This is a genomic window from Streptomyces sp. NBC_01428, assembly GCF_036231965.1.
Classification (GTDB): Bacteria; Actinomycetota; Actinomycetes; order Streptomycetales; family Streptomycetaceae; genus Streptomyces.
Genome location: NZ_CP109499.1, coordinates 2,105,062 through 2,120,914, shown reverse-complemented (window position 1 = coordinate 2,120,914; position 15,853 = coordinate 2,105,062). Strand labels below are relative to the sequence as shown.

The window sequence follows — 15,853 nt, the reverse complement described above, 5'->3', positions numbered from 1 at the left end:
CGCGGGGCACGCGGCGGGCCGCTGCGTGACAGCGGCGCCCGGCGCAGCCGCCATCACCCGCTCGGGCCCCTGTTTTCCCGCGAATGGTGCCCGGCCGATAGCGCGCCGGGGCAGGCCGGGCTCTGATGGGCCCGAGGGACACGACGGCCGTGGCTCTCGGACCGCAGCCCCGCCGAAGGAGCCCCGCTCATGCGCCGTACCGCCCGTGTCCTGTACGCCACCGCCCTCGCCGGCGCCGCGCTGGGCGTCGCCGCGTCGGCCGCGTCCGCGGATCCGGCCGCGGAGGTCAGCCCGGGCTCCGTCGAACCCGGGGGCACCATCACCATCACCGTCACCTGCGACGGGGTCGGCGGCGCCCCGCCCGAGGCCATCGACGCCAGCTCCCGGGGGTTCCAGGAGGGCAAGGTGCAACTGCACCGCGTCGAGGGCGACGCCGCGCACGCCGCGGGCGCCGCCGCCTACCGGGGGACGGCCCACATCCCGTCCGGAGCCCCCGAGGGCGCGGGCGGTCCGGCCGCGTCGGACTCCGGTCCGGGGACGGGCTCCGCCCCGGGGACGGGCTCCGCCCCGGGGACGGGCTACGACGAGACGGGCGTCCTCGACAGGACGGTCTCCTCCGTCGCGGGGACGACCGACGCCGAGAACGGTGACGTGCCGCCCGCCGATCCCGACTCCGGCGGCTCGGACACGGTCGCGCCCGACGCCATGGAACCGCCCGCCGTCGCCACCGACCCCGAACAGCCCGGCTCCGGCTACCCCGACCCCGTGACCCCCGACGACCTGGGGCAGGACGCCGTAGGCCCGGACACCGTTCCCGAACCCGCGGCGCCGGAGACGGCGCCCGAACCCGTGGGCCCCGACACCGCGCCGGCCGCCCCGGTGGCCCCCGAAGTCGGCGGCGCCGCCCGCGGCGAGTGGGGCGTCGACGGTGTCTGCCCCGCGCCGCCGGGCGGCCAGGGGAAGCAGTGGACCGCTTCGTACTCCGTCGCCCGGGGCGCCCCGGCGCACGAGCCGAGCACGGGAACGGGAACGGGAACGGGAGAGCGTCCTCCCACCGTCCAGCAGGGCGTGCACGCCGGCCGCGGCGGTGCCTTCACCGACTCCGTGCCCGCACTGGTCGCGGGCGGCCTGCTGATCGCCGGTGCCGGATGCGCGGCCGTCCACCGGCTGCGCAACCGCCGCGCCTGACCGGCGGACAGCACGACGACAGTCCACGGCGGCATCGGTGACGACGGGACAGGCGTGACCCCGGAGACAGTCAGGGGACGGCGTGCCGCCGGGTACTGACAGCCCGACGGCCCGGAACGCCGAGCCCCGGCAACCGAACCGCGGGAGAGGACCCCGGGCCCCCGGACCGTACGGCGGGGGAAGGCACCGGGACGGCACAGGTCGACCCGGGCCACTCCAGGTCAGGGCAGGGCAAGGCAGGTCAGGTCGGCGCCAGGGCGGCGCAAGGCAGACCAGGCCAGGTAGGTCGCGGCACGGAACGCAAGGCATCACCCACGGCGCGGAGGCACACATGCGGCGGACGGATCCGGAAGGCCGCGGACCGGTCCGTTACGGTCCGCCCCTCCCCGACCAGGGCCTCCCCGTGCTGCCCGAGCTGCGCACGGAGCTGGCCGCCGCGGCCGGCCGGGCGGACACCGAACTCTTCGGCGGCGGCCCCGCGTTCCTCGACGCCGCCTGCGGCTACTGGACCCGTCGCGGACTCCCCACCACCGCCGACCGTGTGGCCGTCGCCCCCGGAGCCCCCGCGCTGCTGCTCGCCCTGACCGGCGCGCTCGGCGGCGACGTCCTCGCGCCCCGGCCCTGCGCCGCCTGGTGGGCGCCCCAGGCCCGCCTCCTCGGCCGGTCCGTCTTCCGGGTGGCGACGCCCGCCGAGTGCGGTGGCGTCCCCGATCCGTACGCCCTCCTGGAGACCCTTCGCAGAGTCCGGGCCGAGGGCGGCGACCCGCGGCTGCTGGTGCTGTCCGTCGCCGACGACCCCACCGCCACCGTCGCGCCGCCCGAGCTGGTCCACGAGGCCGTCGAGGCCGCCGTGGGGGAGGGCCTGCACGTGGTGAGCGACGAGACCTGGCGCGACACCCTGCACCGGCCGCACGACACGGTGCTCCTCAGCCCCGCCGAGATGGCCCCCGACGACGTCACCGTGATCACGGACCTCGCGGGCGCGTTCCTGCCGCAGGGCTGGCCGGCCGCCGTCGCCCGCTTCCCCGCCGGGGAGGAGGGCGGCCGCCTGAGGTCCCGCGTCCTCGACGTGCTCACCGCGGTCGGCGCGCGCGTCGCCGAACCCGTCGCCGCCGCGGCCGCCCACGCGATCGAGGAGCCCGCCGCGATCACCGGGCGGATCACCGCGGCCGCCCGCCTGCACGCGGAGGTGGCCGGCGCCGCCCACCGCGTGGTGACCGCGGCCGGTGCCGTGGCGCGCCCCCCGCAGGCCGGCAGACATCTGTACGTCGACCTCGGACCGCTCCGCTCCGTGCTCGGGGCGCGGGGAGTCGGCGACGCGCAGGACCTGGAGGACCACCTCTCCGCCCGGCTCGGCATGCCCGCGCCGGGCGGACACCGCTTCGGCGACGACCTCGCCGCCCTCCGCGTCCGGCTGGGCACCGGACCCTTGCTCGGCAGTACGGACGAGGAACGGACGCAGTCCCTCACGTCCCCCGCGCCCCTGGAACTGCCGCATGTGCGACGCGCGTTGACCCGGTTGGGGTCGGCCTTCGACGATCTCCGCGACGACGCTCGGTGATGGGAGCCTCTCGATGACGCAGCAGTCCGAGTCGACCACGAGCACGACGGCACAGGACACCGAGGGCCTCGCGCCCCCGACGCCCCCGCCTGCGGAGCACCCCACCGTCGTCCCCCCGCCCCTCGCGGAACCCCGCCCGCTCGGCGAACGCCGTCTCTGGCCGCGCTCCTTCGTGGACCGGCTGACCGCCCCGCTGCCCGGGCTGCGGGCCTTCGCCCGGTTCGCCCGCGAGGGCGCGCTGCGGCCCGGCGCCGACGGGCTCGCCGACATCCCGCTGCTGCCCTTCGAACCGGCACCGCTGCCCGGCGTGGACACCCGCACGGTCGCCGTCTCCTGGGCGGGGCACGCGAGTTGGGTGATCCGGATCGGCGGGCTCACCGTCCTCACCGACCCGGTATGGTCCCGCAGGATCATCGGCACCCCGGCCCGGATCACCCCGGTCGGCGTGGCCTGGAGCGCGCTGCCCCGCGTCGACGCGGTCGTCATCAGCCACAACCACTACGACCACCTGGACGCCCCGACCCTGCGCCGACTCCCGCGCGACACACCGGTGTTCGTGCCCGCCGGCCTCGGACGCTGGTTCCGGCGACGCCGGTTCACCCACGTCACCGAGCTGGACTGGTGGGAGGCGGCCGAACTGGGCGGCGTCCGCTTCGACTTCGTCCCCGCGCACCACTGGTCCAAGCGCAGCCTCACCGACACCTGCCGCACCCTGTGGGGCGGCTGGGTCCTCACCTCGCCCGAGGGCCGGCGTGTCTACTTCGCGGGTGACACCGGATACGGCCACTGGTTCGCCCGCATCGGGCAGCGCCACCCCGGGATCGACCTGGCCCTGCTGCCCATCGGGGCCTACGACCCGCGCTGGTGGCTGAGCGACGTGCACTGCGATCCGGAGGAGGCGGTGCGGGCCGCCGTCGACCTGCGGGCCCGGCGGATGGCGCCGATGCACTGGGGGACGTTCGTCCTCTCCGCGGAGCCGGTGCTGGAACCGCTGCGCCGGGTGCGGGCCGCCTGGGAGCGGGCGGGCCTCGCGCGCGAGGACCTCTGGGACCTGCCGGTCGGAGGATCCCGGGTGCTGGGCTGAGACCGGCGCCCCGAGGCGTGCGGCGAGCGGCGCCGCGAAGCGACCGCACGCTCCACGAAGCCCCGCACTGTCCACGAAGCCCCGCACGCTCCACGAGGCGGCTCGCTGGGAAGGGGTTCCGCTACGTAGGGGGTTCGCTACGAGGCGGCCGGCCTGCGGATCCTGCGCCACAGGCCCGGCACGGCGCTGAGCGCCAGGGTCAGCGCCACCGCGGCCACCACGCCCTCCCACGGCTCACTGAAGAGCGAGCCCCCGAGGATGCCGATGACCTGGTAGGTGGCCGCCCAGGCGAGGCACGCGGGTATGTCGCCGCGGGCGAAGGTCCGCAGCGGCATCTTCGCCATCAGACAGGCCAGCATCACCGGGATGCGGCCGGCCGGGACGAGCCGGGACAGCACGAGCACGGCTATGCCGTGGTCGTGCAGCTTCTCCTGCGCCTGCGTGAGCCGGTCCTCGGGCGCCCGCTGCCGGATCGCCTCCAGCCAGCGCGAGCCGTTCTTCGAGCCCATGCCGCGCCGGCCGAGCCAGTACAGCGCGATGTCCCCGAGGAACGCCGCGAGCGAGGACACCAGGAACACCGTCAGCAGCGCGAACGGCGCCGTCTGATGGAACGCCACCACAGCCGCCGAACTCACCAGCGCGCCCGTCGGCACCACCGGCACCAGGGCGCCGATCAGCACCAGCAGGAACAGGGTCGGATACCCGATCGCCTGCTGCGCCGACTCCTGCGATCCGCGCGCGGCCGCGGCGGACAGCAGCGTCACCGGAGCCGCGGCCCTGACCGACACCAGGAGAGAGGGGGCCACGGCGGACCAGGGAGTCACCGCGCGACCTCCGGACGCACCCGCTCGCCGTGGTCCGGACGGTGCACCGACACACCGGGCGCACGCTCGGCGGCCAGGCGCACGAACTCCTCACCCGGCGCGTGGAATTCGTGCGGGCGCACGGCGTCCATCCCGATGGGCCAGAACGTGCCGTAGTGCACGGGCACGGCACTGCGCGGCCGCAGTTCGGCGAGCGCCTCGGCGGCCCGCCCCGCGTCCAGATGCCCCTCACCGAGATGGGGACCCCAGCCGCCCACCGGCAGCAGTGCCACGTCGACCTCCCCCACCTCCTCGGCCATCTCCGGGAACAACCCCGTGTCCCCGGCGAAGTACGTCCGCGCGTCGCCCTCGATCACATACCCCACGGCGGGGGAGCGATGCGGCCCGACCGGCAGCCGGCGCCCGTCGTGCCGCGCCGACACGGTCCGTACGAGGAGGTCGCCGACCGGGGTCCGGTCGCCGGGCACGACCTCGGTGAGCCGCAGATGGTCCAGCCGGCGCAGGCCGGGCACCGCCCGCGGGGCGCCCCGCGGGACCAGCAGCCGGGTGCCCGGGGCCAGTCGGGCGAGCGACGGCACATGCAGATGATCGGCGTGCAGATGGGAGACCAGGGCGACATCGGCGACCGCCGCCGACGGAGGGGGCGGCGCCCCACGCCGGCGGCGCAGGTGCGCGAGCCGGCGCGCGAAGAGCGGATCCGTGAGCACGCGCGTGCCGGAGTCCTCCAGCGTGCACGTGGCATGCCCCCACCAGGTGATCTCCACCGGCACCTCTTTGCCTCCTTCGCGCGACTCCCCCCGAGCCTACGGGCAGGAGTAGGGTCGGCGACGAAACCCGGAGGTGAGGGGGGACACCATGGGAGAAACGGGCGGTGCCTCCGGCACCGACGCCCCGGAGCGCCCGTACGGCCGGAGCGGCCCCGCGCCACGGCACCCCGGACCGCAACCCCCGGCGCTGCGCGTCACGGCGATCGCCAGCCTGACGCCCCTGGAGGAACTCGACGCGGACCCGTTCCTCGTCGACTCCCGCAGCCAGCACGCGATGTGTGCCCGCTGGGCCGCCGAGCACGGGTACGTCGTCACCCGGGAACTCCTCGTCCGCGCCCTGCGCCCGGACCACCGCACCCTGTGGGCCGACGTCGAGGCCGGACTCGTCGACCTGTTCGTCGCCCCCAGCCGCCGCGTGCTGGAGCGGGCCCTCGCCTCCGTCGACGAGTTCACCGCCGAGTGCGCCCGCCGCGGGGTGCGCGTCGAGACGGTGGGCAGCGCCGAACCGTTCTACGACGCCCGGATGAAGGCGCAGGTGCACCGCCGTCTCTCGATGCCGACGGCCGGCTACGACGGCCGCTGACCTGGTGCACGCATCGCTCCCGCACGGCCGGGGAAGGGCTGTCCGGGGGACTTCGGGGGACGTCCGCGCGTTGTGACAGGGTGGGGAGCAGGCCGCGCGGACCGGGCGGGCCCGGACGTGAGGTGGCAGGACGTGGACGCAGGACGGTGGCGGCGCGTCGCCAGCGGGGTGGGGCGGAGCGTCGCCGTGTGGGCCGTGTCCACGGTCACGATGCTCGTCCTCGCCGGGTTGTTGCCCGACTTCCAGGTGCAGTCGGACAGCGGGGACAGCGCGACCCGGATCGCGGTCACCGCGGCGGCCGGCGCGGGCGTCTTCGGCCTGCTGTCCTCCCTGGTGTGGCCCTTCCTGGTGCGGGCCCTGCTGCTCGTCCCCGCCCTGGTGCTCGGCGTCCTCGTCTTCTTCCTGAACGGCTCGCTGCTGCTGATCGCCCTGCGCATCAACCCCTCGGGGCGGGGGGAGGCGGCCCCCGAGACCGCCGTGGTCGTCGCCGCCGTGATGTCAGCCGTCGCCTCCGCCGCCGGCGGTGCCCTCGCCGTCCGGGACGACGACGCCTACCGGCGACGGCTCTACCGGCTCGCCGACCGCCGCCGCAGACGCGCGGCCGGGCGAGCCGGCCCCTCGACCCCCGGCGCGGTCTTCCTCCAGCTCGACGGCGTCGGATACGACGTGCTGCGGGAGGCGATGGCCAAGGGGCTGATGCCGACCGCCGCCCGGTGGCTCGGCGGACCGCGCCCCACCCACCGGATCGTGCCCTGGCGCACCGACTGGTCCAGCCAGACCGGCGCCAGCCAGCTGGGCATCCTGCACGGCAGCAACCACGACGTCCCGGCCTTCCGTTGGTACGAGAAGGAGAACCAGGAGGTGATGGTCTGCAACCGGCCGAACAGCGCCGCCGAACTCCAGCGCCGGGCCGTCGAGCGCACCGGTGACGGAGGACTGCTCACCCTCGACGGCGCGAGCCGCGGCAACCTCTTCAGCGGCGGCGCCGACGAACTCGCCCTCGTCCTGTCCATCGCCGCCCGCAGAGGCCGCGACAACCGCTCACGCGCCGGCTACTTCGCCTACTTCTCCGACCCGGCCAACGCCGTCCGCACCGCCCTGTCGTTCGTCGCCGAGGTCTTCCGGGAGATCGGCCAGTCCCTCACGGCCCGCATCAGGCAGCGCCGGCCGCGCGTCAAACGGGGCGGGCTGTACCCGATCATCCGTGCCTTCGCGACCGTCGTCGAACGGGACGTCGTCGTCGCCGCGGTGATCGGCGACATGCTCGCCGGGCGCAACGCCGTCTACGCGGACCTCGTGGCGTACGACGAGGTGGCACACCACTCCGGGCCGCGCGGCCGGGACGCCGAGAAGATCCTGGAGCGGCTCGACCGGTCGCTCGCGCTGATCGCCAAGGTCGCCGAGCACGCCCCGCGGCCGTACCGGATCGTCGTGCTCTCCGACCACGGCCAGAGCCCCGGCGAGACGTTCCTGACCCGCTACGGCCTCACCCTCGGCAGCCTCGTCCGGGCCGGCTGCGATCTGCCCGTGCCCCGCAGAGCGCGGCGCACCCACAGCGGCGCGGAGGCGCGGACCGCCGTCCGGGCCGCCCTGCGCCGCCCCGTGGAGGAGCGCGCCGAGCGGGCCGAGCGCGAGGAACGGCTGCGACCGTCGGGGCGCCACTCCGAACCCGTCGTCCTCGCCTCCGGCAACCTCGGCCTGGTCTCCTTCCCGGACGTGCCTCACCGGATGACCCGCGAGGAGATCGACCGCCGCCACCCCGCGCTGCTGACCACCCTCGCCAACCACCCCGGCATCGGATTCCTCCTGGTCCGCAGCGAGGAGCACGGCGGCGTCGTACTCGGCGCACACGGGGTCGAGGTGCCGCTGGACCGGCTCGACGACGAACACCCGGGCCCGCTGGCCGACTTCGGACCCGGCGCCGCCGACGCCGTACGCCGCACGCACTCCTTCCCGCACACCGCCGACATCATGGTCAACTCCTGGTACGACCCCGCCGGGGGCGAAGTCCTCGCCTTCGAGGAGCAGATCGGATCGCACGGCGGCCTCGGCGGCGCCCAGGGCAGGCCCTTCCTGCTCTCACCGGTGACCCTGTCCGCACCGGCCGGTGCGGACGCCGACCTGGTCGGCGCGGAGCAGATCCACCAGGTGCTGCGCCGCTGGCTGCGCGAGTGCGACGGCCCCCAAGTACCCCTGGACATGGGCTCGGACGAACGGGCGGCCTGAACGCGGCCGGGGCGCGACCGGCCCGGGACCCCGAAAAACCGGAGGCGGTGCGGGGGTCCGCGCGCCCACACTGTCCGCACCGGGCGCCGCGTTCGCGGGCCCGCGCCGGACATCCCCGAGGAGCTCGCCTGTGCAGGCAGCCGTCACCGTCACGCCCGCCCGTGTCCCGGAACTGCTGCTCGGTCTCACCACCGTGCGGCCGGTCTTCCTGTGGGGTGCCCCCGGCATCGGAAAGTCCTCCCTGGTGCGGGAGTTCGCCGAGTCGCTCGGACTGGAGTGCGTGAGCCTGCTCGGTACGCAGCTGGCTCCTGAGGACCTGATCGGCGTGCCGCAGATCCGTGACGGACGCTCCGTCTTCTGCCCGCCCGAGACGATCGCCCGAGACGAGCCGTACTGCCTGTTCCTGGACGAGCTGAACGCGGCGACCCCCGATGTCCAGAAGGCCTTCTACTCGCTGATCCTGGACCGGCGCATCGGCGACTACGAGCTGCCGCGGGGTTCCATCGTGATCGGCGCCGGCAACCGCGCGACGGACAACGCGCTGGCCCGTCCGATCGCCTCGGCGCTGGTGAACCGTCTCACGCACGTCCACCTGGAGGCCTCCCCGCGGGACTGGCTGGTCTGGGCCGCCGCGAACGACATCCACCCCTGGGTCCTGGACCATCTCACCGACCGTCCCGACCACCTGTGGTCGAAGCCGCCGAAGACCGAGGAGCCGTTCTCCACACCGCGCTCCTGGCACATGCTGTCCGACGCGCTCGGCTCGTTCGGGCCCGGGATCGACGAGGAGACCCTGAAGGTGATCGCGCACGGGACGCTGACGCCCGCGCACGCGGTGGCCTTCTGCGGCTACGTCAAGATCGTGCGCAGCCGGTTCGGCATCGAGGCCGTCATCAAGGGCGACGCCCGCTGGCCCTCCCGCCCGGAGGACCGCGACCTCCTCTACTACCTCGCCGAGTCCTTCCGCGGACGGCTCGTCAAGGAACTGCCCGCCGGCAAGGAGCACCTCTCGGCGAACACCCGGCAGACCGCGTACCGCGCCAAGTCCCTGCTCGTGCAGCTCGCCGAGATCTCCGTCGAGGTGGCCCAGAGCGTCATCGCCGCCGACCCCGACGGCAACCCCGTGCTGCCCGCCTGGTTCCTGGTGGAGGCGGCCCGCGACATGCCGCGCCTGGTGGAGGCCCGCCGGTGAGCCCGCGCGCCGGGGCGCCCACACCTCCGTGCGCCGGGACCGCGCCATGAGCCGTACCCGCAAGGCCGCCGCGGCGACCCGGCCCGATCCGGCGGCCGAGGCGTTCGCGGAGGGGATGCGGCTGGTGCGGGCCAACCGGGCGCTCGCCGCGATCGGGTTCAGCACCTGCCGGCAGAAGAACTGTCCGCTCGCACCGCGTGAGGGGCTGGTCGCCGTCGACTCCGACGGCGTCCTGCACGTCGACCCCGCCCGGCGGGCCGAGCCCACCGCTTGGGCCTGGGCCGTCGCGCACGCCGCCATCCACCTCGGCTTCGGCCACGTACCGGCGGCGGCCGGCGCGCGCGAGCAGCCGGACCGCTTCGAACTCGCCGCCCGCTGCACCGTGGTGAACCGCTTCCTGCTCGGGTTCCCGATCGGCACCACACCCGAGGACCTCCCGGCCGGCTACCCCCACGGGGACGAGGAGCGGCTCGCCGCCCGCTGGCGCCGGGACGGCATCCCGCCGCTCTACGAGAGGTGCGGTACGGCGGGCGGCGGTCCGGACCAGCTCCTGGTGCCCTGGAACAGCTGGACCGGCGGCAGCCCGCCCGACTGGCAGATCGCGTTCGCCCACGCCCTGACCCGGACGATGGCCACCGCCATGGACCTCGCGGGCGGCCGTCGCGACTCCATGCGCGGCGGCCCCACCCGGCTCCAGCCCTGGGAGCGGGCCCTGAGCTGGTTCATCTCCTCGTACCCGCTGCTCGGCGGGGTGGCCGCCGGCATCACGCTCGTCGCCGACGCCGAACTGGCCCGCGCCCACGGCATCTCCGTGGCCGCCGTCGACACCGAGGCCGCCGAGATCTACGTCAACCCGCTGCGCCGGCTCGACGACGAGGAATGGCGGTTCGTCCTCGCGCACGAGATGCTGCACGCCGCCCTGCGGCACGGCGACCGCTGCGGACCCCGCGACCCGTACCTCTTCAACGTCGCCGCCGACTACGTGATCAACGGCTGGCTGTGCGAGATGAGCGTGGGTGCCATGCCCGACGGGCTGCTGTACGACCCGGCGCTGAAGGACCTGTCGGCCGAGGAGGTCTACGACCGGATCGCCGGGGACCTGCGCCGGATGCGCCGCCTGTCGACGCTGCGCGGCAAGGGCGCGGGCGACATCCTCGGCGGCCCGCTCGGCGAGCCCCGCGACCACGTCGACCTCGACGCGTTCTACCGGCGCGGACTCGCCCGCGGACTCGACCTGCACCAGCAGCAGGAACGCGGCTTCCTGCCCGGCGGCCTGGTCGAGGAGATCCGCGCCCTCAGCCAGCCGCCGCTGCCGTGGGACGCCCGACTGGCCCGCTGGTTCGACGAGTTCGTGCCCCGGCCCGAACCCCTGCGGTCGTACGCGCGTCCCTCGCGCCGGCAGGCGGCCACCCCCGACATCCCGCGGGCCGGGCGCTGGTTCCCGCCGGAGGAGGTCGCCCGCTGCACCTTCGGCGTCGTCCTCGACACCTCCGCCTCCATGGACCGCACCCTGCTCGGCAAGGCGCTCGGGGCCATCGCCTCGTACGCCGCGTCCCGGGACGTACCGGCGGCACGCGTGGTGTTCTGCGACGCGGCACCGCACGACGCGGGCTATCTGCCGGTCACCGAGATCGCCGCGAGCGTGCGGGTCCGCGGCCGCGGCGGCACCGTGCTGCAGCCGGGCGTCGACCTGCTGCACCGCGCCGACGACTTCCCGCCCGGCGCGCCGATCCTGGTGATCACGGACGGCTGGTGCGACGTGCTGCGGGTGCGGCGCGAGCACGCCTTCCTGATCCCGCAGGGCGCCCGGCTGCCGTTCACCGCCCGCGGCCCGGTGTTCCGGGTGCGCTGAACTCCCCTACCCGGAACGGCACACGCGAGGGGAGCGGGAGCGGGGCGCCCGCGCCTCCTCGCGCCCCCGCCGGTGACATCCCGTACACCGCCCGGCAGGTCGCACCCCCATCCGTGGGGTGGACCGGTCCCGGGTGTGATCGGATGGGAGCACGGACCCCGGCAACGGGACCACACGCGAAAGGAAACACCGTGGCTACCACGCGCACCGCACACACCGAGTGGGAAGGCAACCTGCTCGAGGGCAACGGCGTCGTCACCTTCGACTCCTCCGGCATCGGCCAGCAGCCGGTGACGTGGGCGTCGCGGGCGCAGGACGCCAACGGCAGGACCAGCCCCGAGGAACTGATCGCGGCCGCCCACTCGGCCTGCTTCTCGATGGCGCTGTCGCACGCCCTCGCGGGCGCCGGCACCCCGCCCACCAAGCTGCTCACCAACGCCGACGTCACCTTCCAGCCCGGCGAGGGCATCACCGGCATCCACCTCACCGTGGAGGGCACGGTGCCGGGCCTCGACAACGACGGCTTCGTCGCCGCGGCCGAGGACGCCAAGAAGAACTGCCCCGTCAGCCAGGCGCTGACCGGCACGCCGATCACCCTGTCGGCGAAGCTCGCCTGACGCGAACACACCGGTGCCGCGCCTCCGTCGGGGGGCGCGGCACCGTCGTGTCCGCCGCCGTCCCGGCGCCACGCGCCATTGACAAGCGGGTACGGGCGTCCTGTGCTGGGGGGGCGGACAGAGCCCTTCTGGAAGGGGACGGACATGACACGTGCGGTCGGGATCGATCTCGGTACGACGAACTCGGTGGTCGCCGTCCTGGAGGGCGGTGAGGCCACCGTCGTCGCCAACGCCGAGGGCGCGCGCACCACACCCTCGGTGGTGGCCTTCGCGAAGAACGGCGAGGTGCTGGTCGGCGAGGTCGCCAAACGCCAGGCCGTGACGAACGTGGAGCGCACCGCACGGTCCGTGAAGCGGTACATGGGCGACGTGGACTGGCGTTTCCCCGAGTCGGGCGGCATCGACGGCACCCGGTACCGCGCGCAGGAGCTGTCCGCGCGGGTGCTGCAGAAACTGAAGCGGGACGCCGAGGCATATCTCGGCGAGGACGTCACCGACGCCGTGATCACCGTGCCCGCCTACTTCGACGACGCGCAGCGCCAGGCCACCAAGGAGGCGGGTGAGATCGCCGGCCTGAAGGTGCTGCGGATCGTCAACGAGCCGACGGCCGCCGCCCTGGCGTACGGGCTCGACCGGGGCGAGGAACAGACCGTCCTCGTCTTCGACCTGGGCGGCGGCACCTTCGACGTGTCGCTGCTGGAGATCGGTGACGGCGTCATCGAGGTCAAGGCGACCAACGGCGACACCCGGCTCGGCGGCGACGACTGGGACCAGCGGGTCGTCGAGCACCTCGCCCAGCGCTTCAAGGCCTCGCACGGCATCGATCTCGGCCACGACAAGATGGCGCTGCAACGGCTGCGCGAGGGCGCCGAGAAGGCCAAGATCGAACTGTCCTCGTCCACCGAGACCACCGTCAACCTGCCCTACATCACCGCCACGTCCGACGGCCCGCTGCACCTCGACGAGAAACTGACGCGCGCCCAGTTCCAGGAGCTGACGGCCGACCTGCTGGCCCGCTGCCGGACACCGTTCCACCAGGCGGTCAAGGACGCGGGTGTGAAGCTGGCCGCGGTCGACCACGTCATCCTGGTCGGCGGCTCCACCCGGATGCCCGCCGTCACCGACCTGGTGAAGGAACTCACCGGCAGGGAACCGCACAAGGGCGTCAACCCGGACGAGGTCGTGGCCGTCGGCGCGGGGCTCCAGGCCGGGGTGATCCGCGGCGATGTGAAGGACGTCCTGCTGCTCGACGTGACCCCGCTGTCCCTCGGCATCGAGACCAAGGGCGGCATCATGACCGCGCTCATCGAACGCAACACCACGATCCCCACCCGGCGTTCGGAGATCTTCACGACGGCCGCCGACAGCCAGCCCTCCGTCGGCATCCAGGTCTACCAGGGCGAACGCGAGATCGCCGCGTACAACAAGAAGCTCGGCGTCTTCGACCTCACCGGGCTGCCGCCCGCGCCGCGCGGGGTGCCGCAGATCGAGGTCGCCTTCGACATCGACGCCAACGGGATCATGCACGTCTCCGCGAAGGACCTGGCCACCGGACGCGAACAGAAGATGACCGTGACCGGCGGCTCGGCACTGGGCAAGTCCGACATCGACCGCATGATGCGTGAGGCCGAGCAGTACGCGGAGGAGGACCGGAACCGGCGGGAGGCGGCGGAGACCCGCAACCACGGAGAGCAACTCGTCTACCAGACCGAGCGGTTCGTCCGCGAGAACGAGGAACGCATCCCCGCCGAGACGCGGACGGAGGTCGCGTCCGCCGCCGCGGACCTGAAGCAGCTCCTGGACGACTCCTCCACCGACACCGCCGCGCTGCGCACCGCGATCGAGAAACTGGCCGGCGTCAGCCAGCAGATGGGCCAGGCCATGTACGCGCGCACCGAGCAGCGCACGCCCCCGCAGGACGAGCCGCCCACCGGGCAGGCCGCCGGCGAGGACGAGGGCGTGGTGGAGGCCGAGATCGTGGAGGACGACCGGGAAGCGGACCGGTCACCGGACAAGGACGGGGACCGGGACCGGGACACGAGGGACGGCGCCGCGTGACCGCCGGGCCCTCCCTCACCGCGCCCGCACGGGTGGGTCCTCAGAACCTCCGGCGGCACTCCTCCAGGATCTCCTTGGTGCGCTGCGCGGAGGCGGCGTGCGCCGTCATGTGGTCCAGCACCTCCAGGTGCAGGGCCACCTCCTCCCGCGCGTCGAGGTAGAGGGCGCCCGTCACGTACTCGCTGTAGACGACGTCCGGCAGCTCCGGCTCGGCGAACCGGAACAGCGTGAAGGAGGTGTACGTCCCCGGGTGCGGACCGTTCGCGAACTCCGCCACCTGGAGCGTCACATGGTCGAGCTCGACCCATTCGAGGAGCCGCTCCATCTGATCGCGCATGACCTCGCCCCGGATGCTCACCGGACGCAGCAACGCCGTCTCGTCCATGATGATCCACAGGTGGGGCGGGTTCGCGCGGGTCAGCAGGGCCTGCCGCTTCATCCGCAGTGCCACGTGCCGCTCGATGGCCCCGGGACCCGTCTGCCCGACCGTTCCGGCCTCCAGCACGGCACGCGCGTAGTCCTCGGTCTGGAGCAGTCCGGGCACGAAGTGCGGTTCGTAGGAGCGGATCAGCTGGGCGGCGCCCTCCAGACTGACGTGCATGCTGAACCAGTCGGGGAGCACGTCGTGGTACCGCTGCCACCAGCCGGGCCGGTTCGCCTCCTCGGCCAGCGCGACGAACGCGGCGGACTCGTCGTCGCCCACCCCGTACGTCGTCAACAGGACCTGTACGTAAGGGATCTTGAGGGCGACCTCGGCCATCTCCATCCGCCGTACGGTCGCCGGCGCGACCCGCAGGACCCGGGCCGCCTCCTCACGCCTCAGACCGGCCGCCTCGCGCAGCTCCTGCAGCCGCCGCCCCAGTACCACCTGCCCCACGGTGGGCGCGGGTCGCCGCTCACTCACGCCACGCCTCCCCACGCGCCGAAGTATGCGTGCAGTGTGCCATGTCCGTGAAGAACCATCACGGTTCGGCCGCGACGGGTTGCGGACCGTCCCCTTTGTCACGCGGGGCACCCCGTCCCGGCACTGTTCGGGCGGGTGAGACGTCGTCAGGACGCCAGTGCATGCAGGTACTTGACCGTCGCGGGGTCCGCAGGCAGGAACGTCTCGACGGCGAGCTCGGCGACCGTCACGTCCATCGGGGTGTTGAACGTCGCGATGGAGGAGATGAACGACAGCACCCGCCCCTCGTGCTCGATCCGCATCGGCAGCGCGAAGGGCGGCACGGCGCCGAGGGGCTCCTCGTCCCCCGCCGGCTCCGCGTCCGCGTCCGGGACCGGATACGCGGCCACCTCCTCGTACAGCGCGCGCAGCGGCTTCGAGCGGCGCAGCGCGATCTGCCGGTCCATCTGGGCGAGCAGATGGTCCCGCCAGGCGCGCAGGTTGCGGATGCGCGGGGCGAGGCCCTCCGGGTGCAGGGTCAGCCGCATCGCGTTGAGCGGCGGCACCAGAAGGTGCTCGGGAACCCCCTCCAGCAGCATCGCGATGCCCCGGTTCGCGGCCAGCACGTCGTACGTCGCGTCCACGACCAGCGCCGGATACGGCTCGTAGCCCTGGATCAGCCGCTCCACCCCCTCGCGCAACGCGTCCATCGACGGGTCGTCGAGCGGTGTCTCCGGGTAGTGCGGGGCGTAACCGGCCGCCAGCAGCAGCGCGTTGCGCTCCCGCACGGGCACGTCGAGGTGCTCGGCGAGCCGCAGCACCATCTCCTCGCTGGGCCGGGAACGGCCCGTCTCCACGAAACTGACGTGGCGTGCCGAGGACCCGGCCCGCAGCGCGAGCTCCAGCTGGCTCACCCGCCGCTGCTCCCGCCAGCCGCGCAGCAACGGACCGACGCCGCTCTCCGCGGGGGCACTTGGGGAGCCGGCGGCACCGGGCGGGACAATGCTCATACGAGGAC

The 15,853-nt window shown here is 74.1% G+C and carries 13 protein-coding genes; 9 read left to right on the top strand and 4 right to left on the bottom strand.

Going from position 1 to position 15,853, the window contains the following annotated elements; all coding sequences use genetic code 11:
• Positions 1-189: 189 nt before the first annotated feature.
• The 3 genes from OG406_RS09265 (at position 190) to OG406_RS09255 (ending at position 3,833) form a co-directional block, all read left to right on the top strand.
• Positions 190-1,188 carry a hypothetical protein gene (locus OG406_RS09265; RefSeq protein WP_329185232.1) on the top strand — a complete coding sequence of 333 codons (999 nt, stop codon included), beginning with the start codon at positions 190-192 and terminating at the stop codon, positions 1,186-1,188.
• A gap of 331 nt (positions 1,189-1,519) precedes the next feature.
• Positions 1,520-2,749: an aminotransferase class I/II-fold pyridoxal phosphate-dependent enzyme gene (locus OG406_RS09260; protein ID WP_329185231.1), complete on the top strand. Its 1,230-nt coding sequence runs from the start codon at positions 1,520-1,522 to the stop codon at positions 2,747-2,749.
• A gap of 13 nt (positions 2,750-2,762) precedes the next feature.
• A complete protein-coding gene (locus tag OG406_RS09255) occupies positions 2,763-3,833 on the top strand; it encodes an MBL fold metallo-hydrolase (RefSeq protein ID WP_327408575.1) in 1,071 nt (356 codons plus the stop codon).
• Between the two features lie 137 nt (positions 3,834-3,970).
• Here the strand turns inward: OG406_RS09255 and OG406_RS09250 are convergent, their stop codons facing one another.
• Positions 3,971-4,597 carry a DedA family protein gene (locus OG406_RS09250; protein ID WP_267050043.1) on the bottom strand — a complete coding sequence of 209 codons (627 nt, stop codon included), beginning with the start codon at positions 4,595-4,597 and terminating at the stop codon, positions 3,971-3,973.
• A 56-nt stretch (positions 4,598-4,653) separates the two neighbouring features.
• Entirely contained in the window at positions 4,654-5,427 is a 774-nt protein-coding gene (locus tag OG406_RS09245) for an MBL fold metallo-hydrolase (RefSeq protein WP_329185229.1), read from the bottom strand.
• Between the two features lie 85 nt (positions 5,428-5,512).
• Here OG406_RS09245 and OG406_RS09240 point away from each other — a divergent pair, with 85 nt between their 5' ends.
• From OG406_RS09240 to dnaK, 6 genes are all read left to right on the top strand, one after another.
• Complete coding sequence (locus tag OG406_RS09240) at positions 5,513-6,007, top strand: hypothetical protein (protein ID WP_385394858.1); 495 nt, start codon at positions 5,513-5,515, stop codon at positions 6,005-6,007.
• Positions 6,008-6,139: 132 nt separating this feature from the next.
• Positions 6,140-8,233, top strand: a complete 2,094-nt coding sequence (locus tag OG406_RS09235; protein ID WP_267048938.1) for a phage holin family protein — start codon at positions 6,140-6,142, stop codon at positions 8,231-8,233.
• Positions 8,234-8,363: 130 nt separating this feature from the next.
• On the top strand, positions 8,364-9,425 hold the full coding sequence (locus OG406_RS09230; protein ID WP_164370452.1) for an ATP-binding protein: 1,062 nt from the start codon (positions 8,364-8,366) through the stop codon (positions 9,423-9,425).
• A gap of 46 nt (positions 9,426-9,471) precedes the next feature.
• Positions 9,472-11,277 carry a vWA domain-containing protein gene (locus OG406_RS09225; RefSeq protein WP_329185226.1) on the top strand — a complete coding sequence of 602 codons (1,806 nt, stop codon included), beginning with the start codon at positions 9,472-9,474 and terminating at the stop codon, positions 11,275-11,277.
• Positions 11,278-11,468: 191 nt separating this feature from the next.
• Positions 11,469-11,894, top strand: a complete 426-nt coding sequence (locus OG406_RS09220; protein ID WP_164370450.1) for an OsmC family protein — start codon at positions 11,469-11,471, stop codon at positions 11,892-11,894.
• 144 nt (positions 11,895-12,038) lie between these two features.
• Complete coding sequence (dnaK, locus tag OG406_RS09215; protein WP_329185224.1) at positions 12,039-13,952, top strand: molecular chaperone DnaK; 1,914 nt, start codon at positions 12,039-12,041, stop codon at positions 13,950-13,952.
• Positions 13,953-13,992: 40 nt separating this feature from the next.
• Here the strand turns inward: dnaK and OG406_RS09210 are convergent, their stop codons facing one another.
• Together OG406_RS09210 and OG406_RS09205 are read right to left on the bottom strand one after the other, a co-directional pair.
• The gene (locus tag OG406_RS09210) at positions 13,993-14,856 is read right to left on the bottom strand and encodes a helix-turn-helix domain-containing protein (RefSeq protein WP_266617454.1); all 864 of its coding nucleotides are present in this window, start codon (positions 14,854-14,856) and stop codon (positions 13,993-13,995) included.
• 146 nt (positions 14,857-15,002) lie between these two features.
• Positions 15,003-15,845 (bottom strand): helix-turn-helix domain-containing protein, encoded by an 843-nt coding sequence (locus OG406_RS09205; protein WP_329185221.1) that lies wholly within the window; start codon positions 15,843-15,845, stop codon positions 15,003-15,005.
• Positions 15,846-15,853: the final 8 nt, after the last annotated feature.